Origin of the sequence: Mesorhizobium sp. B2-3-10, from assembly GCF_006442275.1 — a bacterium.
GTDB lineage: Bacteria > Pseudomonadota > Alphaproteobacteria > Rhizobiales > Rhizobiaceae > Mesorhizobium > Mesorhizobium australicum.
The window spans coordinates 200,603-224,577 of record NZ_VFVT01000009.1 but is presented as its reverse complement, the minus strand read 5'-3'; the positions used below and the strand labels follow the sequence as shown (position 1 = coordinate 224,577).

The following is a 23,975-nucleotide window of genomic DNA, read 5'->3' as shown; positions in this document are numbered from 1 at the left end:
CCAGCCCGCCGACATCGTCGCGCGGCTTAGAGCAATGAATGAAAGCAAGCGCGATGAGCGATAACCTAAAACCGTGCGGATGCGGAAAAAAAGCCCAGACAATGCCCTTTGGGCCTTCGCGCGAGAACCGAACGGAAACTAGCAAGAACGGTTTTCTAGTTGTCTGTGGTTGCGGATTGAGAGGGCCGAAGAAGGGGACGGTTTCTGAAGCCGTACAGGCTTGGAATATTGCTATGGGTAAAGACGCCCAGCCGGAGGACGTGAGCGCGGCGGGGGAAGTAGTATGCGAATTGACGGCTCTGTTTGAGACATCTGGTGGCGATAATGTCACCGACCAAGCGACGCAAATTGTGGAAGCCTACGCCGCCTCCCGCTTCGCAGCCGCCGAGAAGGTGATTGATGAACTGGTGGGGGCTTTGGAGGGCGCTCGTGGCGACATGCGTAGACGTGCTGAAACCGGCATGAACTGCACAGCGGAAATTGAGGACGGAACTCTTGTTGAGCCGTGGGGAACTAAGCAAACTTATAATCTCGACGCCGCCCTCCAGTCCGCCAAATCCTATAAATGTTTACCAGCGCCCGTGCTTCGCACCCCCACTCCGCCCACCCAATAGAGCGCAGTGGAGCACTTCTGCCTAGGCCGAGGTTTGAAGTTCAAAGGGCAAGCTGCGCAGCAGGAGCGCATCGAGCTGGCGCTGGGTTAGGTGCACCATGGGCGAGGTATCCACTTTCTGGCGCTCGATTTCAGCTAAGGCCGCATTCATCTCCGCTTTCGTGTAGCCCTCCCGCTTCACTTTCATTTTGAGAAACCACAGGGCTGAGGGCTGGGTGAAGACCCCCAGCTCTTCCTTGTAGCTGCGGTAAAGTTGGAAGGTGCGTTCATCCATGGCTTGCCTCCTCAAAGAGGCGGAGTCTACGATTACGCAGATTCGCAGTGCAAGCTGAAAACGGTGGGTCGCAAGTGGGTCGCATTGCGAGCCACGTCCTTGTGCCGTAAGGCGTCGCAGGCCACCGTTAGGAATCGTCAGAATGCTTAAGCCCCTGTTCCGGCTTCGTTCTGGCTCCCTTGGTAAGGGAGAGGTCGAGAGTTCAATCCTCTCTCGCAGCACCAGACACCCTGCAAACAACGCGGCCTGTGACACCGTCTTTCCGGCACGGACAGGCGATGAAGTCACGGCATGCGCCGGGCACCGGATCGCGCAGTCGGACAATTCCGTCGTGTGCCGGATAGCCCGTCTCTTCCTCTCGCTGAAGATGAGGAAATTCGGCATACAAATCCCCGTGGAGACCAGCATAGGCCATGGCTTCTACATAGGCCATGGCGGCCCGTGCGTGGTCCATCATACGGCAACGATCGGCAACAACTGCAACATATCCCAGTATGTGACGATCGGGGCGACGCTTGGCAAATCCGCGTCGATAGGGAACGAGGTCTATATCGGCCCGAACGTGTGCATCGTAGAAGAGGTCACGATCGGCAGCCGCTCGCTTATCGGCGCGGGTGCCGTTGTCACCAGGAATATTCCGGCGGGGAGCACCGCGGTCGGCGTCCCCGCGAGGCCGATCGACAAGGCGCGGCAGCACAATTTCATCACCAATCGATGGCCGCCGGCAATGTGAACAGGTCTATAGTGCTTGCCGGTGGCGCGCCCTCATCGGTCGAACGCATGCTCGGCATGGCACGATTCGTTAACCAAGATGCTGTTCTTCGGCATGTCGGGTTGTCGGACGGCTGCCTGTCCGGCTGGTCAAGTCATGGCCGGGGAGAGTGCCGAACGAAAGCTCCTCATCTGAGCGAAGACGTCAAATCGCCTGAAACAGGAACGATGTGCAAGGCATGAATGGGATTGAAAGCGAACAAAACCCGCTCGGCGCTTCCCGTCGTTGGACATGGTTGCCGGCCATTGCGATGGCGTTGCTTTGCATGTGTGTCACCGATGCGTTCGCCGAGACGCGTGCCCTGCGGATTCAGCATCTTCATACGGGCGAGAAGGCCGAGATCGTCTTCAAGCGCGATGGGCGCTACGATCACGCGGGCCTGAAGAAGATCAACTTCATGCTGCGCGACTGGCGCCGCAACGAGCCGACCAGGATGGACCCGCGCCTGCTCGACCTGGTCTGGCAGGCTTACCGCGCCAGCGGCTCGACGGCCTATATCCATGTGGTCAGCGCCTATCGCTCGCCGGCGACCAACGCCATGCTGCGCGGTCGTTCGAAGGGCGTGGCCCGCGAAAGCCAGCACATGGTTGGCCGCGCCATGGACTTCTTCCTGCCGGACGTGCCGCTGAAAAAGTTGCGCGACATCGGCCTGAAGATGCAGGGCGGCGGCGTCGGCTATTATCCGACCTCCGGTTCGCCGTTCATTCATATGGATGTCGGCAATGTGCGGCATTGGCCTGGCATCAGCCGCCTGGAGCTCGCCAGGGTCTTCCCGAACGGCAACACGCTGCATGTGCCGAGCGACGGCAAACCGTTGCCTGGCTACGAGCAGGCGTTTGCCGCCTACGAGTCACGCAAGGCCGCCGGCACGCCCAACATCGAACTGGCCAGCGCCGATCGCGGCCAACGCAGGCCAGCGCGCGGCCTGCTGGCGACGCTTTTGGGCGGGCGCGGCGCGGATGAAGCGGACGATGCCGCGGAAGCGGCGCCTGCGCCACGCAAGCCGACCAAGTCAGTTGAACCTAAAACGGCCGGTGATCCCAAGATGCCTGGCGACTCCAAGACGGCTGGCCAGGGCATTGCTATCGTGGCGTCGGAGGCAGCCCAGCGGGCGGACGTCCAGACCCCCTCCGCCGATCCGGCCGAAGAAACGTCTGCAAAGACGCCTGAAGCGATCGTCATGGCGATGCCGCCCGGCAGGGTGCCGATACCCGCTTTCGCACCGCGCACCGGGTTCGCCGCCACCATTCCAATCCCGCAAGCCGTGCCGTTCGGCGTAGCCAGCAGCGCATCCACCGCGCGGGTTGAACCGGCCGCGACCGGTGCCGAAAATCCCGTGGCCAGGATGAATGCCGCCCCCGCGATTGCCGGTCCGGACATGCTGGCGCTCAACATCCCTGTCCCGACATGGCGACCGCAAGACCAGACGGGCCCCGCGCGTCAACCGGAGGCGGCCAAATCCGCCGATGCAATCGGTGCCTTGCTGGCCACGCATCACGTCGATGACAGCCTCGATTCGCTGGCTGGACAGCGGATTGCAGTCCCTGCATCGAAACCTGAAGACCGTGTCAGGACCAGCCCCAAGGCCGACCGTGTCCAGCCACGTCTCGATCCCGAAGCCACCGCCGTCATTCTGCCAGCGGCGCCGACCGGCCAATCGGTTGAGGCCGGGCGCCGCATCACCGGAACCGGCTCGACAGCGGCGACCGTCATTGCCGCCAATTTCATCCGCACGGCGCCGGAGCAGGTCTATCTCGATGGCTTCCAGCCACGAGGACAGACGTCCGATCACCGCCGCTTCACCGGCTCCGCTGTGAAATTCCTGCCCATCGCCAGATTCAGATAGGTCGACGCGCAAGTCTGTAAGATACTTTCCAAATTTGACAATCTTGTATGAAATTGTAAGATAATCGTCTTTCCGTTGGCGAGAGGCGATGACCATGTCGATCCGCGAAGAGTTGGCCAACACCACCTTGGCTTTCACGTCGGCGGAAGAAAAGATCGTTCAGGTCCTGCTCGCCGATTATCCGATGTCGGGGCTGGGAACGGCGACCCGGCTGGCGCGACGCGCCGGCGTCAGCGACCCGAGCGTGACCCGCCTGATGAGCAAGCTCGGATATGTCGGCTTTGCCGATTTCCAGGCGCGGCTGCTGACGGAAGTCGAATCCAGACTGCATTCGCCGTTGCTGATGATGGAGGCCAAGCGCCCGGGCGGCTCCAGCGAGGGCACGGCACTGGCCTATTTCCATTCGGTTTCCGACAGTCTGGAGCGCACGCGCACGGCGGTCCCCCTGCAGGCCTATACACGCGCTGTCAATTTGCTGCTCGAGACCAAGGGCCAGGTCGTCCTGCTGGGCGGCCGTTTCAGCCGCCACATAGCCTCCATGCTCGCCGGCTATCTCCTGCAGTTCCGCTCCGGCGTGCGCGACATCGGCTCGTTGAGCCCGGCGGATTTCGACTTGCTGATCGACCTCGGCAAGCGCGACCTTCTCGTCGTGTTCGACTACCGGCGCTACCAGTCGGACGTGGTTAGCTTTGCGCGGCAGGCGAAGGAACGGGGCGTCTCCCTCCTGCTGTTCACCGATGTGTGGCTGTCGCCGATCGCTGACGTCGCCGACCTGACGATGGTCGCGGCGATCGACGCCAACTCGCCCTTCGACACGCTGGCGACCGCCGTGGCTCAGATGGAGACGGTTTTCGCCCACGCGCTGGAAGGCCATGGCGCCGGGGTGCGCAAGCGCATCGAGGACATCGAGAAGATCCGCAGCGCCAATGCCGTCACCCTCGATGCCGCCTTGTCGCCGTCCGACAACGAAACCGCCAAACCAAGAACCACCAGGAAATAGCATCAATGCGCCCGGCGCGGCGGTGCGAGGAAGGAATAACCATGGCTGACGCCCAGACGATCATCGATGCCGTGCAGGCTGAAATCGAGAGAGACCGCGACTGGCTGATCGGGCTTGTCCGCGACATGGTCCGCATCCCTTCGGTCAATCCCAAATTCGAGGCCAATCCGGCGATCAACCGCGAGGCGGATGTCCAGGCTCTGCTGGAGCCGATCCTCAAGCACGATGGCTTCAAGACCGAACAGTGGGACGCCTTGCCCGGCCGGCCCAATCTGGTCGGCGAATGGGCTGGAAACGAGGAGCGCAGCCTGATCCTGTGTGGGCATATCGATGTCGTGCCGGTCGGCGAGATGAAGGACTGGTCGGTCGATCCGTTTGGCGGTGAGATCACGAATGGCCGGCTCTATGGCCGGGGTGCGGTCGACATGAAGGGCGGCGTCGCGGCTTGCGTCGCCGCCGCGCACGCGATCCGCAAGGCGGGTATCACACTGCAAGGCCGGTTGGCCGTCCACTCCGTCGTCGACGAGGAGGCTGGTGGCTTCGGCGCCATGGATGCGGTCAAGAAGGGCAAACTCGCCAAGGCGGTGCTTGTCGCCGAGCCGACCTGGGGCGATGTCCTCCCGGTCGAGGGCGGGCTCGAATGGGCGCGGGTGACGATCCGTGGTCGCAACGCGCATTCGGCGCTGCGTTACAACGAAATCTACCCGCAACGGCACGACAAGGACCGGCTGAAGCCGGGTGTCAACGCCATCGAGATCGCGGCGCGGTTCATTGCCGCCGTCCGCCAATACGAGCTCGACCGGACACGCGCAAAGTCCCATCCGCTGCTGCCGGTCGGCATGAACACGATCAACATCGGTGTCATGCATGGCGGAACGGGCCTTGGCGAACACGGCCTGCCGACGGTGATGACCAATCCGGCCATCATTCCCGATGTTGCCGTGCTCGATCTCGACATGAAGTTTCTGCCGGATGAGAATTCAGCCGACTATCGCCGCGATTTCGAGAATTTCGTCCATCATTTCGCGCAAACCGACGCCTGGTTGCGCGACAACCCGCCTGTCATCCAGTGGGAGCTCGGCGGGCTGCATTTCCCGCCGATGAACACGCCGGTCGACCATGCGCTGGTGACGTCGCTGATGAAACGCAAGGCGGCGATCGGCAAGGCCCCTCAGACAAGCGGCTTCGTCGCCGTGTGCGATGCAGCGCACTATGCCGGCGCCGGTGTCGACGGTGTCATTTTCGGTCCGTCGGGCGACGGCTTCCATGGCGCCAACGAATATGTCGAAGTGGAATCGGTGGTCGAGACCGCCAAGGTGCTCGCGGCATCCGTCATCGACTGGTGCGGCGTGCGCTAAGAGGGCTTGCTTTTCAGGCGGTCACGCCGGGCGGTTGATCCGCCCGGCGACGGCACCCCAAGCCGCTTTGATCATGCCGGCCAGTCCGCTGGGATAGGCCAGCATCACGCCAATGATCAGAACCGCCGTGATCATCGGGCGCCATGCGCCGAAATCAGCCATCCACTCGGCGAAAACCGTCAGCACGAAAGAGGCGACGATGGCGCCGTAGATGGTGCTGGTGCCGCCCAGCAGCACCATCGACAGGATGATGGTCGCCAGGCTCATGCCGAACACGTCGATCGAGGCGTTGCGTTGGTAGGCGGCATAGAAGGCGCCGGCAATGCCGGTGAAGAAGGCGCTTGCCGCAAGCGTCAGCATGCGCTGGTGCACGATCGAGACACCGCGGCTGACGGCGTATTCCTCATTGTCGCGCAGCGCCACGATGCTGGCGCCGGCGCGCGAGCGCACGAACACACGCAGGAACAGCGTGCTCGCCACCAGCAGCGCCAGCGCGATGTAGAAATAGGCGAATTTGGCGTCGCGGACCATATTGTGGTCGAACCAGTAGAGGCCGGGGATACGCACGATCCCTTGCGTGCCGCCGGTGATGTCGGACTGGCTGAGGATCACTTGCATGACCAATTGCGCGAAGCCGAAGGTGACCAGGATGATATAGATGCCCTTCAGGCGCAGGATCGGGATGGTCACCACGATCGCGGCAAGCGTGGCGATGATGCCGCTGGCAAACAGCGCAATCCACGGATCGAGCCCGGCCAGCTTGGTCAGCAGGCTGTAGGCGTAGACGCCGATGCCGAAGAGCGCCAGATGACCGAAATTGAAGACGCCGCCATAGCCGAGGCTGAGATCCCAATTCGACGCCACGATGGCGTAGATAAAGGCCATGATCAGGATGTGGCGGGCATAGGTGTCGCCGAAGACGAGCGGCAGCAGCGCCAGCACGGCCAAGCCGAGCACGAATCCGATGGCTTCGTGCTTCCACGGCGTGCGGCCAGGTGCGATCGGGGTTGCCGCCGCTGTGCGGATCTGGGTGATCGGCGAGGTCGTGTCGGTCATGCGAGGCCTCGCGAGCGGCTGGCGAAAATGCCCTCGGGACGTACCATCAGGGTCAGGATCAGCACGCCGAACAGCAATGCCGGCGTCCAGTAGAGGCCGAAATAATAGCTGCAGGCGGCCTCGAAAAAGCCGATCAGATAGGCGGCGAAGATCGGCCCCGATATGCTCGATATGCCGCCGAAGACGACGACGATCAGCGCCTTGAGCAGCGGGTCTGAGCCCATCACGGGCGACATGAAGCGATAGCCGCCCATGAAGATGCCGGCGAGCCCCGCCAGCGAAGCGGCGATGGCGAAGGCCAGCCCGTAGAGCGCGGTGACATTCAGGCCGACCAGATGGCTGGCGTCCTCGTTCTGCGCGACCGCACGCAATGCCAGCCCGAGGCGCGAACGGTTAAGGAACATCCACAACGCCGCCAGGATCAGCGGCGTGATGACGATGATGGCGATCTGGTGCAGCGAAACGCCGACGCCGCCGATGATGGCGTTGCCGTCGACCAGCGCCGGAATCTGCTTGGAGCGCGGCCCCCAGATGGTGAGCGCTCCGTTCTCGATCAGCGATCCGGCGGCAAGCGTGGTGATGACGACGACCAGCACGATGTTGGGCCGGCCGATCAGCGGCCGCACGACGCTTGCCTGCAGGATCCAGCCGGCGCCGGCCATGACGATCACGGCGACGGGAAAGGCTACCGCCGCCGGCAGGCCGAGTTCCACCAATTGCCAGGCGACATAGGCGCCCAGCATCATGAACACGCCGTGGCTGAAGTTGAACACGCCGATCGTCGTCCAGACCAAAGCGAGCCCGACCGCCATCATGGCGTAGAGCGAACCTTGGAACAGGCCGCCGAACAGGATTTCCGCCAATGCGCTCATGCCGAGTTCCTAGTGGCCAAAATACATCGACATGATCTCGCCGTGGTCGAGGCTCTCGCCCGGCTTGATCTCGGTCGCCACCGCGCCGTGGTTGACGAGGTAGAGTTGCTGCGTCAGTTCCAGCAGGAACTCGATATCCTGCTCGACGACGATCAGCGGTACCCCGCCGCGCGAAATGTCCATGACGGAGGCGCAGAGTTCGTCCTTGATCTTGGGCGCCAGCCCAAGCGTCGGCTCGTCGAGGATCAGGAGGCGCGGATGGCTCATCAGCGCCGTGCCGATCGACACCATCTGGCGCTCGCCGCCCGACAGCGTGCGCACGCGCTGGCGCCAGCGTTCCGCCAGTTTCGGGAACAGTTTGATCACCTTCTCGCGGTTCTCCGCCTCATGCGGACGGGCGCGCGGCGAATAGGCGCCCAGCGCCATGCAGTCGGCGATGGAGAGGTCGGGAAACAGCCGGTTGCCTTGCGGCACGTGGATCAGGCCGGCGCCGACGATGGCGCGGGCGCTGAGGCCTGCTATGTCTTGCCCGTCGAACTGGATGCGGCCGTTCTTCGGCCGCAGCAGGCCGGAGACGGTGCGCAACAGGGTCGTCTTGCCATGGCCGTTGGGTCCGAACAGGCCGACATTGCCGAAGCGGCCAGCTTCCAGCGAAATGTCGTGCAGCACGGTGACGCGGCCATAGCCGGCGGTGACGCCTTCGACGGTGAGGATGGGAGTCACGCCACCGCCCTCCGGGTTCCGAGATAGGCCTCGATGACGCGCTGGTCGGCGATCACGCTTGCCGGCTCGCCAGCGGCGAGCACGCGGCCATTGTTAAGCACCAGCAGATGCTGCGACAGGCTCATCAGGAAGGTCAGCACATGCTCGATCAGGAGGATGGTGATGCCGCGTTCGGCGGTGCGGCGGATCAAACCGATCGACGTCTCGATCTCGGGCTTGGTCAAGCTCGATGCCGGTTCGTCGAGCAACAGCATGCGTGGCTGCATGGCGATCGCGGTGGCAAGCATCAGGCATTTGCGCTCGAAGACGGAAAGCTCGCCGGCCAGCCGCCCGAAGGACACTGAACCCAAGCCGACAAACTCCAGTGCCTCTGCGGCCGCCTCGCGGGCGGCCGCCGCTGCAGCTTTCTCCTTTCTGCCGTAGCTGGCGCCGATCAGCGCGTTCTCGAATACGGTCAGGCCGTCGAAGCTGGTTTCGCGCTGAAAGGTGCGGGCAAGGCCGAGGCGCGCTATGGCATGTCCAGACTTGCCGTTGATCGCGGTCCCGTCAAAGCGGATGTGGCCTCTGTCCGGCCCGAACGGGATGCCGGTGATGATGTTGAACAGCGTGCTCTTGCCGCTGCCGTTCGGGCCGGCGATGCCAAAGATCTCGCCGGCCTCGACCTTGAACGACACGCCATCGACGGCCTTCAGCGAACCGAAGGCCTTCGATACGTCGTCCAGTTCAAGCAGGGCCATGCCCTCACTGCATCCAGGGCTGCGGCTTGAAGGCACCGGTGGCGTATTTTTCCGGCGAGATCAGCGTGCGCTGGCCGTCCCAGATCTGAAAGAAGGTGATCGGGATATAGTCGTCGCCCTGCGTGGCGAGATGCGTGGCGGGATCGAATTTCAACCGGCCCTCGGCGACCTGCTTGTCGGTCTCCGACAGCGCCTTCATGATCGCGGCGTGGTCGGATGCGCCGCCGACCTTCTTGACCGCGTCGAAATAGACGTTGGTCATTTCATAGAGGCCGACGCCATAGGTGCCGCTCTCGACGCCATATTTGGCCTTGAACTTGGCCGCCACCTCATCGGCGCGCGGGTTCTTCGGCGTCGTCAGCGCCCCGCCGAGGAGATTGTAGATGACGCCATTCGACTTCTTGCCGGTGAGTTCGACGAATTCCGGAACACTCGGCGCATATTGCAGGAAGACAAGGCTCTTGGTCGGCTGTTCGAGGAACTGGTTCAGGAAAGACGCCGAATTGCCCGGCAGATAATCGGTGTTGATGACGACATCGGGAACATTCTCGCGCACCTTGGCCAGGATCGAACGCCAGTCGGTGACTTCGCCGAAGGGCACGATCTCATCGACGCTGATAGTCCAGCCCTTCTCCTTGAAAGTCTTCTTCATGCCCTCCGAGATGGTCTTCGAATAGGCGTTGTCGGAGGAGATGATGGCGACCTTCTTGGTCGGCAATGTGATCTTGCCGTCGGCCGCGAGTTTCTCGACGAACAAGGTGACGTCGGTGTTGTAGGCGTCGAAGGACGGCGTTAGCGACCAACAGCACATGTACTTGTCTGGACTCGGCGCGATGATGTCCCTGGTCTGCTGCGAGGTGGCCGCCAGCATGTAGGGCATCTCGGCCTCGGCCATGTTGTCGATCTCGAAATTCGTCAGGCTGGCGTAGCCGGTGAGCATGAATTGCACGCCGGGATCGCCAAGCAGGCGCTCGACCGCGCTGGTGACGTTGCCGGCGGACTGATCCTTGACGTCGCCGACCACCAGTTCGAATGTGTTGCCGGCAACGCCGCCGGCGGCATTCGCCTCATCGATTGCCATCTGCACGCCGCGCTGGAATTCCTGGCCGTCCGCCGCGGCAGGGCCCGTGATCGGCGCCAGCAGGCCGATCTTGACGACATCGGCGAAAGCGGGGGCGCTTGCCGTGGCAAACGCCGCGATCAGGGCCGTGGTCATCAGCATATGGCGGAGTCTGTTGCCTGCGAATTTGGATTTCATCGTGCCGTTCCCTGTTCTCCTCCCGTTCATCGGGAGTTGGATAATTGACAATCTACGCACAATTGATGTTATTTGAAAAGGATTTTTCAACGGCACGAGACCGGGAAAATGTTATGGCAGGGCTAGGGGAGGCGGCGGCGCTTTGTTGTGCAACTGCTTCGAAACGAGCGATTCCAGACGGAGCCAAAGATGACGATCGCGCAGAAGACCCTTGAAACCAGTCACGGCAGGATCGCCGTTCGCGAGACCGGCGGCAAAGGCACCGCCGTCCTGCTGATTCATGGCAATTCGTCTTCCGGTGCCGTTTTCCGCAACCAGCTCGAGAGCCCGCTGGGCGAGCGCTACCACATGATCGCCCCCGATCTGCCGGGCCACGGGGCTTCCGGCAATGCGATCGATCCGGACCGCTCCTACAGTATGGAAGGCTATGCCGATGCGATGACCGAAGTGCTCGGCCTGCTCGGTATCGACAAGGGCATCGTCTTCGGCTGGTCGCTCGGCGGTCATATCGGGCTGGAGATGATCGACCGTTATCCTGGCCTGCTCGGACTGATGATATCAGGCACTCCACCGGTAGCGCCCGAGGAGGTCGGCAACGGCTTCAAGTCGAGTCCACATATGCACCTTGCCGGACAAGAGGCCTTCACCGCCGCTGATGTCGAGGCCTATGCGCGCAGCACTTGCGGGGAACCGTTCGAACCGTTCCTCCTCGACACGGTGGCGCGCACCGACGGGCGGGCGCGGCGCCTGATGTTCGAGAAATTCGCCGCCGGCACAGGCCGCAACCAGCGCGAGATCGTCGCCGGCAAGACGCCTCCGATCGCCGTTCTCAATGGCATCGACGAGCCTTTCGTGAACACCGATTTTGTCTCAGCGGTCAAGTTCTCCAACCTGTGGGAAGGCAAGGCGCATCTGCTCGACAAATCGGGCCATGCGCCGTTCTGGGATTCTCCCGACCGCTTCAACCCGATCTTCGCCCGCTTCCTGGAAAGCGTGGATCAGGTATAGACTCGCCGCAAGGCCACCGACCAGCCGCCATCGACCGGAATGAGTCCAGCCCTGCTGGCCTCATTGCACTGACAGGAGGAGGGCGGCCGCGACCGGGCCGTTGGCAAGGCATGCGTGTCCGGCTATGACGGCAAAGTTGCGAAGAGCAGTCAGCTTTTCCGTTGGAGTGCGACATGACCGTATTTACACGCCGCGGACTGCTGAAAACAGCCGCCGTTGCCGGTGCGAGCGGGCTCGGGCTTGCCGCCATGGGCAGGATTGGCGGCTGGGCGGCGTCCGCGCCTGAGCCGGTGGTGCTGCGGACGGCGAAAATCCAGGCGAAGCTGATGGATGTCGGCCAGACCAACAATGTGCTGACTTACGGCAAAGCGGGAATGCCGCCGGTGCTCAGGATGAAAAAAGGCGAACCCTTTGCCGCGCGCCTCGACAATGCCATCGACGATCCGACGACCATCCACTGGCACGGTATTCGCCTGCCGAACAAGATGGATGGCGTGCCCTTCCTGGTGCAGCCTTACGTCTACACCGGCGATCATTTCGACTATGCCTTCACGCCGCCCGATGCCGGCACCTTCTGGTATCACCCGCACTGCAACACGCTGGAGCAGATGGGGCACGGCCTGACCGGCGTGATCGTGGTTGAAAACCCGAACGATCCGGAATTCGACGCCGAGTTTGTCCTCAACCTGCGCGACTGGCGCCTTGGCGACGACGGCCAGTTCATCGACCAGTTCCGGCCGCGCGATGCCGCGAGAACCGGCACTTACGGCACGGTGCGTACCGCCAACTGGCTCGATCAGCCGCAATATGACGCGCCCGCCGGCGGGCTGGTGCGGCTGCGCATCGCCATTACCGATGTCACCCGCATCCATGCCTTTCGCGTCGACGGCGCCGAAGCGATGGTGATGGCGCTGGACGGCAATCCGGTGCCGGAGCGCTTTGCGCCCGATGCCTTGCTGCTTGGACCGGGGCAGCGCATGGAACTCGCCATCCGCATGCCCGACGATGAGGGCGCGATCGTCAGCCTGCGGGACGTCAGGGGCACCAAGCCCAAGGTGCTGGCGACGCTGCGCGCGACGGGCAACTCGCTCAAGCGGGACGTTCGCGACGTTGCGCCGCTGGAAGTGAATCCGGTGGCGGAAGTGGATCTCGGCTCGGCCCAGCATATCTCCCTGTCGCTCAGCGCCACGGCGGAGAACGTCCCGAGCGACAGCATCTGCGGTTCTCTCGGCTACAGTTTCTGGGCGATCAACAAGGTGCCGTGGCCGGGCGATACGCCCGATCCAACCGCGCCGCTCGCCGAGCTGAAGCTTGGCAGGAGCTATGTCATCGACATGGAGAACCTGACGCCGCAATCGCATCCGATGCATTTGCACGGCATGAGCTTCAAGGTTTTGTCATCCTCGACGCGGCCGGTGCAGCCGTTGATTTCGGACACCTATCTCATCCAGCCCAACGAGAAGGTGAGCCTTGGCTTCGTCGCCGACAATCCCGGCGACTGGCTGCTGCATTGCCACATCATCGAGCACCAGAAATCGGGCATGACGAGTTACGTCAGAGTGGTCTGAGCCAAGCCCACCGAAAGCCGCATTGTCCGCGACCTACTTGCGCAGTTGCGCCTCGATCTCGTCGAGCACCTTGTCCTTGCCGATGCCGGTGAGGAAGGCGAGGCCCTTGATGACCGGCTTGGTCACCGAAGCCGAGATCGGCGTGGTGGCGACGATGAAGTCGACGCTATCGGCGAGCCCCGGCACTTCGGTTGCCTTGGCCTGCTGCGCGTTGAAGGTAAGGCCGCGCATCTTCATCGCCTCGGTAACGGCGACGTTGACCGCCGTCGAGGTGGCGATGCCGGTGCCGCAGGCAAAGAGAATTGTCTTCTGTCTGGCCATCTTTGCTTTCCCTTGATTAGCAGCCGAGCACGGTGCGCACGTCGTCAAGCGTCCTGGCCGACCTCAAGCCGTCCAATGCATCTGGATTCTGGATCGTTGCCATGACGGACTGCAGCGCTTCAATCTGCTTGTCCTTGTCATTGATCGCAAGCAGGAAGACGAAACCCACCGGCAGCTTCTCGTCGGGGTCTTCCATGTTGGCGAAGATCACCGGCTTTCTCAGCGTGCCCATTGCGATGCCGGGCTTCAGCACATGCTCGGGATCGGTGTGGGGCACCGCGACATTGTCGGCGCGTTCCAGCGGCAATCCTGTCGGGATGGTCATTTCGCGGCGCACGACCGCGTCGGCATAGGAGCTCTTGACATAGCCAAGGGCCTCGAGCCGTCCCGCCAGGACGCGGATGATCTCCTCATTGGTCGACGCGTCCGACCCGAGCACGATCGCTTCGGGATCCAGAAGCTGCATGAGGGCGTCGGACATGTCTTGCTCCGTCGATAAATCGTGCGCCCGGCGAAGGCGCACGATCGTTTCAGATGAAGGCACGCTTGCGTTCAGGCCGTGCCTTCGGCCGGCTCGTCCTCGGCGCCCGCCGCCCGTTCCCAGCCGAGCGGATTGCGGCGATAGAGCACGAACAGCGCCGCGATGACCACGGCGATCACGATGATGCCGATCAGCCCAAGTCCCTGGATCGCCTCTATGATCACATAGGGTACCCACAGGAAGCCGTCGACCACCGAGGTGATCTGCAAAGCATCCGCCGGCAGTTTAAAGCCCGATGCGACGGCCGCACTGGTGAACAGCGGCGCCAGGGCGTTGGCGACATAGAAGCCGATCGCCAAGGTGACCGTGCCGATCACCACCATGCGGAACACATTGCCTTTGACCAGCGGCGCGGTCATGGCGACGATGAACGGGATGACCGCCAGGTCGGCGAACAGGATGACGCGGTTGCCCGGCAGGATCACCGACAGGATGATCGCGATCGGCACCAGGATCAGCGACGACGAGATCGCGGCGGGATGGCCGATCAGGATCGCCGAATCGAGGCCGACGAGAAGCTCGCGATCGCCGGTGCGCTTGCGCACGAACTCCTGCGCCGCGTCGGAAACCGGGATCAGGCCCTCCATCAGGATCTTCACCATGCGCGGCAGCAGCAGCATAACCGCGGCAAGTGTCATTCCGGTGCCCAGCACCTTGGCCAGCACCGTGCCGGGATCGCCGGCATTGTAGAAGGCGATGGCGCCGAGCACGAGGCCGATGATCAGGCCGAGCACGACCGGTTCGCCGAACACGCCGAAGCGGCGCTCGATGGTTTCGGTGTTGATGTTGATGCGGTTGATGCCGGGAATGCGGTCCATGATCCAGTTCAGGATGATGGCGATCGGCAGGATTTGCGCCGAGGCGAGATGCGGCACCGAAATGCCGGGAACGCCGTAGAATTGCTGCACCGCGCGCGCCGACCAATCGGCGAACAGCAGCGACAGCGCCGCAACCAGGGCCGCGATGGCAATGCCGTAGGCCAGATTGTCGGTGGCGGCGACGACGAGCGAGCCGACGAAGGCGAAGTGCCAGAAATTCCAGACGTCGACATTGAGCGTGCGCGTCATGCGCGTCAGCAACAGCACGATGTTGACCAGGATGCCGACCGGGATGACCCAAAGCCCGACCGAGGAGCCAAAGGCGATGGCGGCCGCCGAGGGCCAGCCGACGTCGATAATGTCGCGATGAATGCCGGTGTTGGTGACGATGGCCTTGGCGACGTCGCCGATCGACGTGAACATCAGGCCAAGCACAAGGTTGATACCGATGAAGGCGACCCCGATGGTGACGGCGGCGCGAAAGGCCTTGCTGACCTTGGCGCCCAAAACCACGGCAATGATGAAAATGACGATCGGCAGCAGGATTGTCGCGCCGAGCGTGTCGATGGCCCCCTTGAGGCCAGCGAGTAGAGTATCCATTCTTCCTCCCCTGGAGCCCCGAGCCTAAAGCTTCGCGGTGCTCCTTTCTCTCAGCCTCTGCCGCCACCTTAGCGCAAAGGCACTCCCCAGATGCCGCGAGACGAGTGCCCCTCCGAGCGGTTGTCTCGATGAACATTTGCCTTTGTTGGCAAACGAATGTTTTTATTGAGACTGTTCGCGACAATGTCAATTGGCAAGCCTTTGGGCCAATCGGCCAAGGCGACGACGCTTGTCACGGGTCATTTTCGTTGGAAATCGCCGGTCGCGAGCGGTTTTGTTGGCACAGGGGAAGGGTCCCTGCTAATTCGCGTCCAGACCAAGAAGCTGTGGACATCCCGCATGACCAATGTCGCCTTGACCGGGCTTGCCCGCGATCTCGCCAGACGTGCCGCCGAGGGCCGCCCGGTGCGCATCGGCATCATCGGCTCCGGCGAAATGGGCACTGACCTCGTCACGCAAGGCATGCTGATGCCCGGCATTGCGGTTTGCGCCGTCTCGACCCGGCGCCCGCACACCGCGCGTGACGCCATCCGCATCGCCTACGGTGACGAGGCGATGGCGGTCGAAGCCGACACCGCGTCGAAAGTCACCGCGGCGATCGAGGTTGGAAAAATAGCCATCACCTCGAACGAGATGCTGGTCACCAACCCACTGATCGATGTCGTCATCGACGCCACCGGCAAGCCGGGCGTCGCCGCCGATTTCGACCTGATGGCGATGGAGCACGGCAAGCACCTGGTGATGATGAATGTCGAGGCCGACGTCACCATCGGCTGTTACCTCAAGCAGCAGGCCGACCGGCTTGGCGTGGTTTATTCGGTCGGCGCCGGCGACGAGCCGTCGAGCTGCATGGAACTGATCGAGTTCGCGTCCGCACTCGGCCTTACCATCGTCTCGGCTGGCAAGGGCAAGAACAACCCGCTCAACCACGATGCCGTGCCTGACGACTATCGCGAGGAAGCGACCCGCCGCAACATGAACCCGCGCATGCTGGTCGAGTTCGTCGACGGCTCCAAGACCATGGTCGAGATGTGCGCCATCGCCAACGCCACCGGGCTGGTGCCTGACGTGCCCGGCATGCATGGTCCCAAGGCCGACCGCGATGACCTCGTCAAGGTGCTGATCCCGCGCGAGGATGGTGGCCTCCTGCTGAAAAAAGGCGTCGTCGACTACACCATCGGCAAGGGTGTGGCGCCCGGTGTCTTCGTCATCGTCGAGGCGACGAATCCGCGCATCATCGAACGCATGGACGACCTGCATATCGGCCGCGGTCCCTATTACAGCCTGTTCCGGCCCTACCATCTGACCTCACTGGAAGTGCCGCTGACGGCCGCTCGCATCGTGCTGTTCGGCAAGCCCGACATGGTGCCGCTGCCGCGGCCGGTTGCCGAGGTCTGCGCCGTCGCCAAGCGCGATCTCGCCGCCGGCGAGACCTTCGATGCGATCGGCGAGACCTGCTATCGCTCCTGGACCATGACCGTCGGCGACGCGCGTTCCCAGCGCGCCGTGCCGGTCGGCCTGCTCGAGGGCGGCAAGGTGCTGAAGCCGGTCAGGAAAGGTGCACTGCTGACCACCGACAATGCAGCGCCAGACCGGACGACCAGTCTGTTCGCGCTGCGCCGCCTGCAGGACGAGATGCTGTACGGAAACAAGCCCGTTGTGGCGCTGTCATGACAGATGCGCTATATTGTAATGGCAGATGACGCCGAGGATCGACCAATGAACCTCCAGATCAGGGACCCGCGTGCACGTGAACTGGCACAGCGGCTCGCCGCCAAACGCAAGATTTCGATGACCGAGGCGGTGATCGAAGCTCTTGAGTCCGAACTGAAACGGGAAAGTGGACGCGCTCCGTTGGCGCAGCGGCTGGCTGCCATCGCCGATGAACTCAAAGCCAGAGCTGGCCAGGGCGGCCGGCCCGTACACAAGGATGAGATCGATGAGATGTGGGGCCACTCCTGATGTTTGTCGACACCTCGGTGGTCGTCGCAATTCTTTCGGGAGAAGAAGATGCTGGCGAGTGGAGCAACCGCATCGCGGTAGCACCTCGCAGGATTACTTCCGCGCTGGTGGTGCTCGAAGCGGCTATGCGGCTTTCAACTATGCTGGCCGTCGAGCCGCTCGTCGCTGAAGTGGCGATAGAGGCTTTTCTGCGCGAGGCCGAAATCGAAATCGTTCCCATCGACGCCGGCGACGCCAAGCTCGCGGTCCAAGCTTTTTCAGACTATGGAAAAGGACGCGGGCATCCCGCCCAACTCAACCTGGCCGATTGCCTGTCCTATGCTTGCGCAAAGGGCCGCGGCTCTGCTCTGCTCTACAAAGGCAACGACTTCTCGCATACCGATCTGGCCTAGGGAGTCTGCTCTATTTCCCTAGTTCGATCGACCGCAGCCGCGCCGCTTCCACCGCTTGCGTAAGGAGATTGGTCAACCGGTCATCGCCCATCAGCACGCCAAGCGCCGCCGCCGTCGTGCCGTTGGGGCTGGTCACCTGCTTGCGCAGCATAGCCGGGTCCTCGCGGCTTTCGGCGGCGAGCGAGGCCGCGCCGTAGACGGTCTGCATGGCGAGCAGCCTGGCGGTCGCCGCCGGCAGGCCGGCCTTCTCTGCGGCCACCGTCAGCGCCTCGATGAAATGGAAGATATAGGCCGGACCCGATCCGGACACGGCGGTCACCGCATCCATAAGGCCCTCGTCGTCGATAGTGGCCACTTCGCCGCCGGCCGACAGAAGGTCGGCGACGAAGCGCTTGGCGTCGGCGGAAACCAGGGGATTGGAAAACACCACCATCATGCCCTTGCCGATGGCCGCCGGCGTGTTGGGCATGCACCGCACAACGGGGGCGCGGTTGCCGAGGATGTCCTCGAAGGTGGCGGACGGCGTGCCGGCGGCAATGCTGACGAAAGTGGTGCGTCCATCGCCGAAGCGCTTGTACGCGGCGGTGACGTCGCGGATCACCTGAGGTTTCACCGCGATGACGACCAGATCGGGCACGGCATCCGCCGGAATGGCCCCGGCATCCGCTGCCGAGCCGCAGCCAAGCGCCACTGCGCGATCGCGCAGCTCGGCATTGGGCTCGACCACTAAAACCGCCGAGGGTGCAAGCTTGCCGGACTTCAGCCAGCCCGAGAGCATGGCGTAACCCATATTGCCGCAACCGGCGAGAACAAGCCTGATCGTCATCGAGAGCCCTCCGAGGAAAGGCCATGACATAGACGCTCGCGGGTCGGTGGGGAAGCCCTCTCAGGACCGCTGAACAGGCGTGCGCACCGCGATCGGCCGCAACGACACTTGCCTGAGGCCCAGCACGCCGAGCACGAAGAACAGCCAGACCGGATCACCGCGATGGAAGAAGAAGCTCTCGAGAAAGGCGTTGAGTGCGGTGAACAGCACCACCATCATGAAGAAATCGCCGAGATAGATGTTCTCCTTGCGCGGCGGAATGCGCATATAGTCGCGCAATGGTGCGATGAGGAAGGTGTAGACCGCCACGCAAAGGGCAGGGATGCCCATCAGCACGGCGATGTCGAGATAGCCGTCATGGCCGTGCACGATGGTCCTGATGTCCCACGGGCGATCGAAGGGTTGGTCCTGGTTGAGCAGCAGCGGCGTGCCCCAGAAGCTCTCATAACCGTAGCCGGTCCACGGCTTCTTCGCCAGCATCGAGCCGGCGAACTCCCACAGCGTCGTCCGGCCGGTATAGGTGAGGTCGGGGAAGTAGATGGCCGCCAGATGCTTCACCGGCGGCAGGAAGACGATGCCCAGCGTGCCGACCGCCGTGGCGATGATCGCCAGCATGAACAGGATCGGCGTACCGAGCCGCATGCCCATCAGACTCGGAAACATCACGATCAGGATCGAGAACGGCACCAGCCCGGCGGTGGTCTTGGAGCCGGTGTGCAGCATGAAGATCATCGCCGCGCAGAAGATACCCGCGCCCCACCAGCGCTGGCCGCGTCGGTAGAGATAAAGCCCGGCGAAGCTGAAGCAGGCCATGATCGGGCCGGCGATGTTCTTGTGGGTGAACACCCCGCGCCACAAGCCGGCATGTTCGGGCTCCTGCGAGTCAGCCGTGTGCATCGCCTCGTGCGGAAAGACGATCAGGCCGAGATAGGACAGGCCCATGACCACGACCGCGGTGAAGATGATGACCCTGGAGAAGGACTCCGCGTCGCGGGGTAGCGCCAGAATCGTCGCCATCGTCAGGATGCCGATCATGGTGAAGGACGCCGCGCGCATTGCCGAGGGCGGATCGGTCGCCAGCACCACCGACAGGAAGAAGAAGCCCAGCATCAGTATCCAGGACGGGCTGAGCAGCGAGCGTACGACGCGCGGATCGGCGAAGGCCATCAGCGCGAAGATCGAAATCCCGCCGAGCGAGCCGAAGCCGAGTTGATTGACGATGTCGCCCCCTTCGCCGGTGAGTTCGGCGCCGGCCGGCTGGAACGGGCGGAAGGACACCATGATGACGGTGAACAGCAGCGCGGCGATCGCGGTCGCCACGCCACCGCGCGTGAACGCGGCGCTGAGCGGCGCGCGCTCAGTTCTTCTCAGGCTGGCGGTATTGCTCATTGGCATATCCGAATTCGGCCAGCACGCGGCCCAGCGCCACATGGACGGGGTAGATGGCGGCCGCCGGGGATCCCGTGCGCGCCAGCCGCATGATGCCGCGAAGCGGCGAGGCGGCAAGCAGCGCCAGGCTCCTGGCGAATACCTTGGCGCCGGCGAACGGCATGCCGGCGCGCCTCTTCTTCTCCACCAGTGTCGAGATGACACCGTTGCGTAGGCTGCGGGCGCGGATCCAGTCGGTCTCGACGCGCCGGGCCGGAACGGTCTCCCGCACCTTGGCTTCGGCGCACCAGCCCAGCACGAAGCCGCGTTGCGCCGACCGGCTGAGAAAGTCGGAATCGCCGCCGCCCATGAAATTGAATCTGAGATCGAGGAAGGGCGGCCCCATCGCGGTCAGCACGTTGCGCCCGACCAGAAGATTGCCGGACGAATAGAGCGCGGGCACCCGTCCCGTCTCCCGGTAGGGGGGTGCGAAGACGGGATGCTCGGCCCATTTGGCATGGGCAGGATCGGCAAAAACGGGCACCTGCGGGCCGCCGACGATGTCGGCGGCGAGCGTTTCGGCGGCGTGGCACATCCGCTCCAGCCATTGCGGATCGGCGGTCTCGTCATCGTCGATGACCAGAAGATGCTTGAAGTTCGGGAACTGCAGGATCGCCGTCTGCCAGCCGGCATTGTAGGCGCTGCAATTGCCGCGCTCATGCGCGATGATGACCATGCCCGGTATCTCGCCGCGCTCGAACAGCGGCAGCACCGCCTTGGCGCCCTCCCGCGCCTCGGCCTCGTTTTCGATGAGGATGACGGCAAAGCGCCTGTCGGTTTGCTGCGCGCGAAGCGACGCCAGTGTCTCCAGCACCTGTTGCGGCCGCTTGAACGTCGGTAAGGTGACGATCGCTTCGACGGCCTCCACGTCGAGCAGGCGAGATCGTCCCGCGATCGATACCGAACCGTCCAATGGCAAAGGGATCATCCGTGTCCAGCCGCGTCGTGAGTCGCGTTCTGGTAGCACCACGATGATAAGGTTTCGTTAATCACCTTGCACGGAGAGGCCCGCCAGACATGGGTTTTGGGGCGTTGATCGTGCTCGTTTAATCAAGGGTTCACCGCGCTTTGCTACCGGCTACACCACAGGATAGGTAAGATGCATCTGCTGTTCGCCACATCGATCGTGCCCGACGGTGCTCTCGCCTCGGGCTACGAGATAGCCAACGCCGCGATTATCGCCGCCCTGCGGCGCGCCGGCGCGCGCGTCACGGTCATCGGCTTCACCTGGCCCGGAAAAGCCGCGGCCGATCCCGAAAATACCGTGGTGCTGGGGGCGGTCGACGTGCGCACCGAAAGTGCTTCGCCGCTGCAAAAGCTTGTCTGGGTCGGCAAGGCGATGTTTTCAGGCCTGACCTTCGCGTCGGTCAAGTTGCGTGCGGTGTCCAGCCACGATGTTCAGGCCGCCCTCGAACGAGCCGGTCCGTTCGATGGCTATGTGTTGAATTCCGTGCAGTTCGCCGGTGCTTTCGAACGGGTCTTCGAAGACCGGCCTTCGATTTTCGTCGCCCACAATGTCGAGCATCTCTCGGCGCGGGAGAATGCCGTTGCCGCCGCCGGCATTTTCCAGCGCCTGCTGTTTCGGCGCGAGGCAAGGCTGCTCAAACTGGTCGAAGAGCGCCTCTGCCGCCGCGCGCGTTTTGTCTTCACGTTGGCCGAGGAGGATCGCGGGGCACTTGGCGTCGCCTCGGATGATCGTTCGGCGGTGCTGCCGCTGGTGACCTGCGCCACGGCGCCAGTCCGGAACGGCCGGCGCGCGATCGACTGTGACGCGGCCCTGATCGGCACCTGGACCTGGCAGCCGAACCGCATCGGCCTCGACTGGTTCCTGGGCAAGGTGGTGCCGCATCTGCGGCCTGGTTTCCGCATCCGCATAGCGGGTCACATGCCTTCCGGCGTCACCTCCGCGCATCCGGGCGTCGAGTTTGTCGGCCGTGTCGCGGATGCCAGGGCTTTCGTGCGCGGCGCGGCCGTCATCCCGCTGATCAGCACCGCGGGCAGCGGCGTGCAGCTGAAGACCATCGAGACCTTCGAGCTTGGCCTGCCCTCGGTCGCCACCAGCCGGTCGCTGCGCGGTATCGACCATCGCCCCGACAATTGCGTCGTCACCGACGATCCGGCCGGCTTCGCCAAGGCCCTGGAGGCAGCCGCGGCCGACATCAACGATGTCGATGGCAGCACCTTCCATCGCCGGCAGGTCAAGGCGCTCGACGCCGCGGTTCGTGTCGGTCTCGAAAAAATCGGCGCCGTGCGGGAGGAGGTGTTTGCATGAACATGCACGCCGCCCGTGCCGCGTTCGGCTTTGACAGCCTGAAGGCAATCCTCGGCATTCCGGTGCTGGCGATCCGCTGGGACGATGCGATTGCCTTGCTGAACCGATTGATCGCCGAGCGGCGCTTCACCAAGGTTAGTTTCCTCAACGCCCACAATGCCAATATCGCCCACACCGACCCGGTGTTCGCCGAGGCGCTCGACGATTTCCTCATCCTGCCGGACGGCATCGGCGTCGATCTCGCAGCGAAGCTTCTCTACGGCGCGCCGTTTCCCGACAATCTCAACGGCACCGATTTCGTGCCGGCCTTCCTGCAGGCTTCCAAGAGGCCGCTGACGGTGGGACTGCTCGGTGCGACCCGTGTCAACGCCGAGGCGGCGTCGGTGAAGCTGGCGGCACTTGCCGTGCAGCACAACTTCGTGGTCATTCACGACGGTTATTTCTCACCCGCGCAGGAGCCGGAGATCATCGACCGGATCGCAAAGCTACGGCCTGATATGCTGCTGGTCGCGATGGGCGTGCCGCGCCAGGAATTGTGGATTGAACGTCACATCGACGAACGCCATTGCACGCTGCCGATCGCGGTCGGCGCGCTGCTCGATTTCCTGAGCGGCTCGGTGCCGCGCGCACCGCTGTGGATGCGCCGCCTGCGGCTGGAATGGCTGTTCCGTCTGGCGGTCGAGCCGGGCCGGCTCTGGCGCCGCTACGTGGTCGGCAACCCCCTGTTCCTGTGGCGGGTCGTCAAGCAGAAATGGGCGCGCGGCGCCGAGGCCGTCGCAGATGCTCCCGGAGAGTTTCGTTGAACAAGCGGTTCGTCCCAGACCCGCTGGCCGGCCCACGCCTGTTGCCGAAGACGCCGACGGCAGCGGTTGTGACGGCAAGCTACGCCCCGGATTTTGAACGCTGCCGACTGCTGTGCGAAACGCTTGACCGGCATGTCTCGGGCGCCGCGCACCACTACATTCTGGTGGAACATCGCGACCTTCCGCTTTTCCGCCAGTTGGAGACCAGCCGCCGTTCGGTCGTCGATGAGCGGGATCTCCTGCCGCACTGGCTGCGCTCCTTCGACGATCCGCTCAGCCTGTTTCGCCGCCGCGTCTGGCTCAGCCTGAAGACCCAGCCGCTGCGTGGCTGGCACGTGCAGCAGCTGCGCCGCATCGCCATATCGGCGCACGCAGGGGAAGACGTGCTGATCTTCTGCGATTCCGACGTCGCTTTCCTGAAGGCGTTCGATTGCGGTGCCTTCTGGCGCGATGGCAAGGCGCGTTTGTTTCGCCGGGATGGTGTGCTCGCCGATGAAGGCCATGACGAGCATCGCTTGTGGTCGCGCAATGCCGGAACGGCACTTGGCATCGATTCGTCCCGGAGATCGGTCCATGATTATATCTCGACGCTGATCGCCTGGCGCCGCGACACGGTGCTTGCCATGTGCGGCCGGATCGAAAAGGTCCATGGCCGCGACTGGGTCGAGGTCATCGGCTCGGCGCGCAAATTCTCCGAATGCATGATCTACGGACGCTATGTCGACGATCTGCTGGACGGAGCCGGCCACTTCCACGGTTCGGAAGAATTCTGCCGCGTCCACTGGACGGGCGAGGCGCTGTCGGACGACGAGTTCCGCCGCTTCGTTGCCAGCATGGCGCCAGAGCAGGTGGCAATCGGCATGCAGTCCTTTATCGGCACCGATATAGGCCGGATCCGACGCCTGATCGGGCTTGATCGCTGATTGT

Annotated in this window: 26 protein-coding genes; 14 read left to right on the top strand and 12 right to left on the bottom strand. The window is 63.4% G+C overall.

All coding sequences use genetic code 11. The features are described 5' to 3' along the window. Positions 1-38 precede the first annotated feature (38 nt). On the top strand, positions 39-614 hold the full coding sequence (locus FJ943_RS25050; protein WP_140725861.1) for a hypothetical protein: 576 nt from the start codon (positions 39-41) through the stop codon (positions 612-614). Positions 615-635: 21 nt separating this feature from the next. On the opposite strand, the gene FJ943_RS25045 is transcribed toward FJ943_RS25050, so the two are convergent. Next, positions 636-887 (bottom strand): hypothetical protein, encoded by a 252-nt coding sequence (locus FJ943_RS25045; protein ID WP_140725858.1) that lies wholly within the window; start codon positions 885-887, stop codon positions 636-638. A gap of 142 nt (positions 888-1,029) precedes the next feature. Here FJ943_RS25045 and FJ943_RS29745 point away from each other — a divergent pair, with 142 nt between their 5' ends. The 4 genes from FJ943_RS29745 (at position 1,030) to FJ943_RS25020 (ending at position 5,863) form a co-directional block, all read left to right on the top strand. After that, positions 1,030-1,620: a serine acetyltransferase gene (locus FJ943_RS29745; RefSeq protein ID WP_181174628.1), complete on the top strand. Its 591-nt coding sequence runs from the start codon at positions 1,030-1,032 to the stop codon at positions 1,618-1,620. Between the two features lie 217 nt (positions 1,621-1,837). Then, positions 1,838-3,505, top strand: coding sequence for a DUF882 domain-containing protein (locus tag FJ943_RS25030; RefSeq protein WP_140725855.1), 1,668 nt, complete (start codon positions 1,838-1,840; stop codon positions 3,503-3,505). A 94-nt stretch (positions 3,506-3,599) separates the two neighbouring features. Beyond that, on the top strand, positions 3,600-4,505 hold the full coding sequence (locus FJ943_RS25025; protein WP_015316272.1) for a MurR/RpiR family transcriptional regulator: 906 nt from the start codon (positions 3,600-3,602) through the stop codon (positions 4,503-4,505). A gap of 41 nt (positions 4,506-4,546) precedes the next feature. Next, complete coding sequence (locus tag FJ943_RS25020) at positions 4,547-5,863, top strand: ArgE/DapE family deacylase (RefSeq protein WP_140725852.1); 1,317 nt, start codon at positions 4,547-4,549, stop codon at positions 5,861-5,863. 21 nt (positions 5,864-5,884) lie between these two features. Here FJ943_RS25020 and FJ943_RS25015 read toward each other — a convergent pair whose 3' ends face one another. The 5 genes from FJ943_RS25015 to FJ943_RS24995 are packed head-to-tail and all read right to left on the bottom strand — an operon-like array spanning position 5,885 to position 10,509. Beyond that, positions 5,885-6,919 carry a branched-chain amino acid ABC transporter permease gene (locus FJ943_RS25015; protein WP_140725849.1) on the bottom strand — a complete coding sequence of 345 codons (1,035 nt, stop codon included), beginning with the start codon at positions 6,917-6,919 and terminating at the stop codon, positions 5,885-5,887. Continuing rightward, positions 6,916-7,791 carry a branched-chain amino acid ABC transporter permease gene (locus tag FJ943_RS25010; RefSeq protein WP_140725846.1) on the bottom strand — a complete coding sequence of 292 codons (876 nt, stop codon included), beginning with the start codon at positions 7,789-7,791 and terminating at the stop codon, positions 6,916-6,918. The genes FJ943_RS25015 and FJ943_RS25010 overlap by 4 nt, the downstream gene beginning before the upstream one ends. A gap of 9 nt (positions 7,792-7,800) precedes the next feature. Further along, the gene (locus tag FJ943_RS25005) at positions 7,801-8,514 is read right to left on the bottom strand and encodes an ABC transporter ATP-binding protein (RefSeq protein WP_140725843.1); all 714 of its coding nucleotides are present in this window, start codon (positions 8,512-8,514) and stop codon (positions 7,801-7,803) included. Beyond that, positions 8,511-9,251, bottom strand: coding sequence for an ATP-binding cassette domain-containing protein (locus FJ943_RS25000; protein WP_140614675.1), 741 nt, complete (start codon positions 9,249-9,251; stop codon positions 8,511-8,513). Before FJ943_RS25000 ends, FJ943_RS25005 begins: the two co-directional genes overlap by 4 nt. A gap of 4 nt (positions 9,252-9,255) precedes the next feature. Then, positions 9,256-10,509 carry an ABC transporter substrate-binding protein gene (locus FJ943_RS24995; protein ID WP_015316278.1) on the bottom strand — a complete coding sequence of 418 codons (1,254 nt, stop codon included), beginning with the start codon at positions 10,507-10,509 and terminating at the stop codon, positions 9,256-9,258. A 44-nt stretch (positions 10,510-10,553) separates the two neighbouring features. Here FJ943_RS24995 and FJ943_RS29740 point away from each other — a divergent pair, with 44 nt between their 5' ends. The 3 genes from FJ943_RS29740 to FJ943_RS24985 all read left to right on the top strand — a co-directional run bounded on the left by FJ943_RS29740 (position 10,554) and on the right by FJ943_RS24985 (position 13,085). Beyond that, positions 10,554-10,724, top strand: a complete 171-nt coding sequence (locus FJ943_RS29740) for a hypothetical protein (protein ID WP_181174627.1) — start codon at positions 10,554-10,556, stop codon at positions 10,722-10,724. Next, positions 10,699-11,517 carry an alpha/beta hydrolase gene (locus FJ943_RS24990; RefSeq protein WP_140725840.1) on the top strand — a complete coding sequence of 273 codons (819 nt, stop codon included), beginning with the start codon at positions 10,699-10,701 and terminating at the stop codon, positions 11,515-11,517. Before FJ943_RS29740 ends, FJ943_RS24990 begins: the two co-directional genes overlap by 26 nt. Positions 11,518-11,690: 173 nt before the next feature. Next, positions 11,691-13,085 (top strand): multicopper oxidase family protein, encoded by a 1,395-nt coding sequence (locus FJ943_RS24985; RefSeq protein WP_140725837.1) that lies wholly within the window; start codon positions 11,691-11,693, stop codon positions 13,083-13,085. A 33-nt stretch (positions 13,086-13,118) separates the two neighbouring features. Here the strand turns inward: FJ943_RS24985 and FJ943_RS24980 are convergent, their stop codons facing one another. The 3 genes from FJ943_RS24980 to FJ943_RS24970 all read right to left on the bottom strand — a co-directional run bounded on the left by FJ943_RS24980 (position 13,119) and on the right by FJ943_RS24970 (position 15,365). Then, positions 13,119-13,406, bottom strand: coding sequence for a PTS sugar transporter subunit IIB (locus FJ943_RS24980; RefSeq protein ID WP_015316281.1), 288 nt, complete (start codon positions 13,404-13,406; stop codon positions 13,119-13,121). A 16-nt stretch (positions 13,407-13,422) separates the two neighbouring features. Continuing rightward, on the bottom strand, positions 13,423-13,887 hold the full coding sequence (locus tag FJ943_RS24975; RefSeq protein ID WP_140725834.1) for a PTS sugar transporter subunit IIA: 465 nt from the start codon (positions 13,885-13,887) through the stop codon (positions 13,423-13,425). A gap of 71 nt (positions 13,888-13,958) precedes the next feature. After that, positions 13,959-15,365 (bottom strand): PTS sugar transporter subunit IIC, encoded by a 1,407-nt coding sequence (locus FJ943_RS24970; RefSeq protein WP_015316283.1) that lies wholly within the window; start codon positions 15,363-15,365, stop codon positions 13,959-13,961. A gap of 339 nt (positions 15,366-15,704) precedes the next feature. On the opposite strand from FJ943_RS24970, the gene FJ943_RS24965 reads away from it, so the two are divergent. From FJ943_RS24965 to FJ943_RS24955, 3 genes are read left to right on the top strand one after another with little or no spacing between them, the layout of a single operon-like run. Beyond that, positions 15,705-17,039, top strand: a complete 1,335-nt coding sequence (locus FJ943_RS24965; protein ID WP_140725831.1) for an NAD(P)H-dependent oxidoreductase — start codon at positions 15,705-15,707, stop codon at positions 17,037-17,039. Between the two features lie 45 nt (positions 17,040-17,084). After that, positions 17,085-17,327 carry a type II toxin-antitoxin system VapB family antitoxin gene (locus tag FJ943_RS24960; protein WP_015316285.1) on the top strand — a complete coding sequence of 81 codons (243 nt, stop codon included), beginning with the start codon at positions 17,085-17,087 and terminating at the stop codon, positions 17,325-17,327. Then, positions 17,327-17,719, top strand: a complete 393-nt coding sequence (locus FJ943_RS24955) for a type II toxin-antitoxin system VapC family toxin (protein ID WP_140660779.1) — start codon at positions 17,327-17,329, stop codon at positions 17,717-17,719. Before FJ943_RS24960 ends, FJ943_RS24955 begins: the two co-directional genes overlap by 1 nt. 10 nt (positions 17,720-17,729) lie before the next feature. Here the strand turns inward: FJ943_RS24955 and proC are convergent, their stop codons facing one another. From proC to FJ943_RS24940, 3 genes are read right to left on the bottom strand one after another with little or no spacing between them, the layout of a single operon-like run. Further along, the gene (gene proC, locus FJ943_RS24950; protein ID WP_140725828.1) at positions 17,730-18,545 is read right to left on the bottom strand and encodes a pyrroline-5-carboxylate reductase; all 816 of its coding nucleotides are present in this window, start codon (positions 18,543-18,545) and stop codon (positions 17,730-17,732) included. 60 nt (positions 18,546-18,605) lie between these two features. Further along, complete coding sequence (locus FJ943_RS24945; protein WP_140660781.1) at positions 18,606-19,934, bottom strand: O-antigen ligase; 1,329 nt, start codon at positions 19,932-19,934, stop codon at positions 18,606-18,608. Further along, positions 19,903-20,901 (bottom strand): glycosyltransferase, encoded by a 999-nt coding sequence (locus tag FJ943_RS24940; RefSeq protein WP_015316289.1) that lies wholly within the window; start codon positions 20,899-20,901, stop codon positions 19,903-19,905. The genes FJ943_RS24945 and FJ943_RS24940 overlap by 32 nt, the downstream gene beginning before the upstream one ends. A 171-nt stretch (positions 20,902-21,072) precedes the next feature. Between FJ943_RS24940 and FJ943_RS24935 the strand changes: the two genes are divergently transcribed. Genes FJ943_RS24935 through FJ943_RS24925 form a run of 3 tightly spaced genes read left to right on the top strand, consistent with a single transcriptional unit; the run spans position 21,073 to position 23,971 of the window. Continuing rightward, a complete protein-coding gene (locus tag FJ943_RS24935; RefSeq protein ID WP_140725825.1) occupies positions 21,073-22,245 on the top strand; it encodes a glycosyltransferase family 4 protein in 1,173 nt (390 codons plus the stop codon). Further along, the gene (locus FJ943_RS24930) at positions 22,242-23,048 is read left to right on the top strand and encodes a WecB/TagA/CpsF family glycosyltransferase (protein ID WP_015316291.1); all 807 of its coding nucleotides are present in this window, start codon (positions 22,242-22,244) and stop codon (positions 23,046-23,048) included. The genes FJ943_RS24935 and FJ943_RS24930 overlap by 4 nt, the downstream gene beginning before the upstream one ends. Further along, on the top strand, positions 23,045-23,971 hold the full coding sequence (locus tag FJ943_RS24925) for a DUF6492 family protein (RefSeq protein ID WP_140725823.1): 927 nt from the start codon (positions 23,045-23,047) through the stop codon (positions 23,969-23,971). The genes FJ943_RS24930 and FJ943_RS24925 overlap by 4 nt, the downstream gene beginning before the upstream one ends. Positions 23,972-23,975 lie beyond the last annotated feature (4 nt).

Excerpts from the sequence above, each read along its gene's own strand:
- FJ943_RS24990 (WP_140725840.1), top strand. The coding sequence starts at position 10,699 with ATGACGATCGCGCAGAAGACCCTTGAAACCAGTCACGGCAGGATCGCC.
- FJ943_RS24945 (WP_140660781.1), bottom strand. The coding sequence starts at position 19,934 with ATGAGCAATACCGCCAGCCTGAGAAGAACTGAGCGCGCGCCGCTCAGC.
- FJ943_RS25050 (WP_140725861.1), top strand. The coding sequence starts at position 39 with ATGAAAGCAAGCGCGATGAGCGATAACCTAAAACCGTGCGGATGCGGA.
- FJ943_RS25020 (WP_140725852.1), top strand. The coding sequence starts at position 4,547 with ATGGCTGACGCCCAGACGATCATCGATGCCGTGCAGGCTGAAATCGAG.
- FJ943_RS25045 (WP_140725858.1), bottom strand. The coding sequence starts at position 887 with ATGGATGAACGCACCTTCCAACTTTACCGCAGCTACAAGGAAGAGCTG.
- proC (WP_140725828.1), bottom strand. The coding sequence starts at position 18,545 with ATGACGATCAGGCTTGTTCTCGCCGGTTGCGGCAATATGGGTTACGCC.
- FJ943_RS24980 (WP_015316281.1), bottom strand. The coding sequence starts at position 13,406 with ATGGCCAGACAGAAGACAATTCTCTTTGCCTGCGGCACCGGCATCGCC.
- FJ943_RS24970 (WP_015316283.1), bottom strand. The coding sequence starts at position 15,365 with ATGGATACTCTACTCGCTGGCCTCAAGGGGGCCATCGACACGCTCGGC.
- FJ943_RS29745 (WP_181174628.1), top strand. The coding sequence starts at position 1,030 with ATGCTTAAGCCCCTGTTCCGGCTTCGTTCTGGCTCCCTTGGTAAGGGA.
- FJ943_RS25000 (WP_140614675.1), bottom strand. The coding sequence starts at position 9,251 with ATGGCCCTGCTTGAACTGGACGACGTATCGAAGGCCTTCGGTTCGCTG.
- FJ943_RS25025 (WP_015316272.1), top strand. The coding sequence starts at position 3,600 with ATGTCGATCCGCGAAGAGTTGGCCAACACCACCTTGGCTTTCACGTCG.
- FJ943_RS24960 (WP_015316285.1), top strand. The coding sequence starts at position 17,085 with ATGAACCTCCAGATCAGGGACCCGCGTGCACGTGAACTGGCACAGCGG.
- FJ943_RS24955 (WP_140660779.1), top strand. The coding sequence starts at position 17,327 with ATGTTTGTCGACACCTCGGTGGTCGTCGCAATTCTTTCGGGAGAAGAA.
- FJ943_RS25030 (WP_140725855.1), top strand. The coding sequence starts at position 1,838 with ATGAATGGGATTGAAAGCGAACAAAACCCGCTCGGCGCTTCCCGTCGT.
- FJ943_RS25010 (WP_140725846.1), bottom strand. The coding sequence starts at position 7,791 with ATGAGCGCATTGGCGGAAATCCTGTTCGGCGGCCTGTTCCAAGGTTCG.
- FJ943_RS24940 (WP_015316289.1), bottom strand. The coding sequence starts at position 20,901 with ATGATCCCTTTGCCATTGGACGGTTCGGTATCGATCGCGGGACGATCT.
- FJ943_RS24965 (WP_140725831.1), top strand. The coding sequence starts at position 15,705 with ATGACCAATGTCGCCTTGACCGGGCTTGCCCGCGATCTCGCCAGACGT.
- FJ943_RS24985 (WP_140725837.1), top strand. The coding sequence starts at position 11,691 with ATGACCGTATTTACACGCCGCGGACTGCTGAAAACAGCCGCCGTTGCC.
- FJ943_RS24995 (WP_015316278.1), bottom strand. The coding sequence starts at position 10,509 with ATGAAATCCAAATTCGCAGGCAACAGACTCCGCCATATGCTGATGACC.
- FJ943_RS24935 (WP_140725825.1), top strand. The coding sequence starts at position 21,073 with ATGCATCTGCTGTTCGCCACATCGATCGTGCCCGACGGTGCTCTCGCC.
- FJ943_RS24930 (WP_015316291.1), top strand. The coding sequence starts at position 22,242 with ATGAACATGCACGCCGCCCGTGCCGCGTTCGGCTTTGACAGCCTGAAG.
- FJ943_RS25015 (WP_140725849.1), bottom strand. The coding sequence starts at position 6,919 with ATGACCGACACGACCTCGCCGATCACCCAGATCCGCACAGCGGCGGCA.
- FJ943_RS24975 (WP_140725834.1), bottom strand. The coding sequence starts at position 13,887 with ATGTCCGACGCCCTCATGCAGCTTCTGGATCCCGAAGCGATCGTGCTC.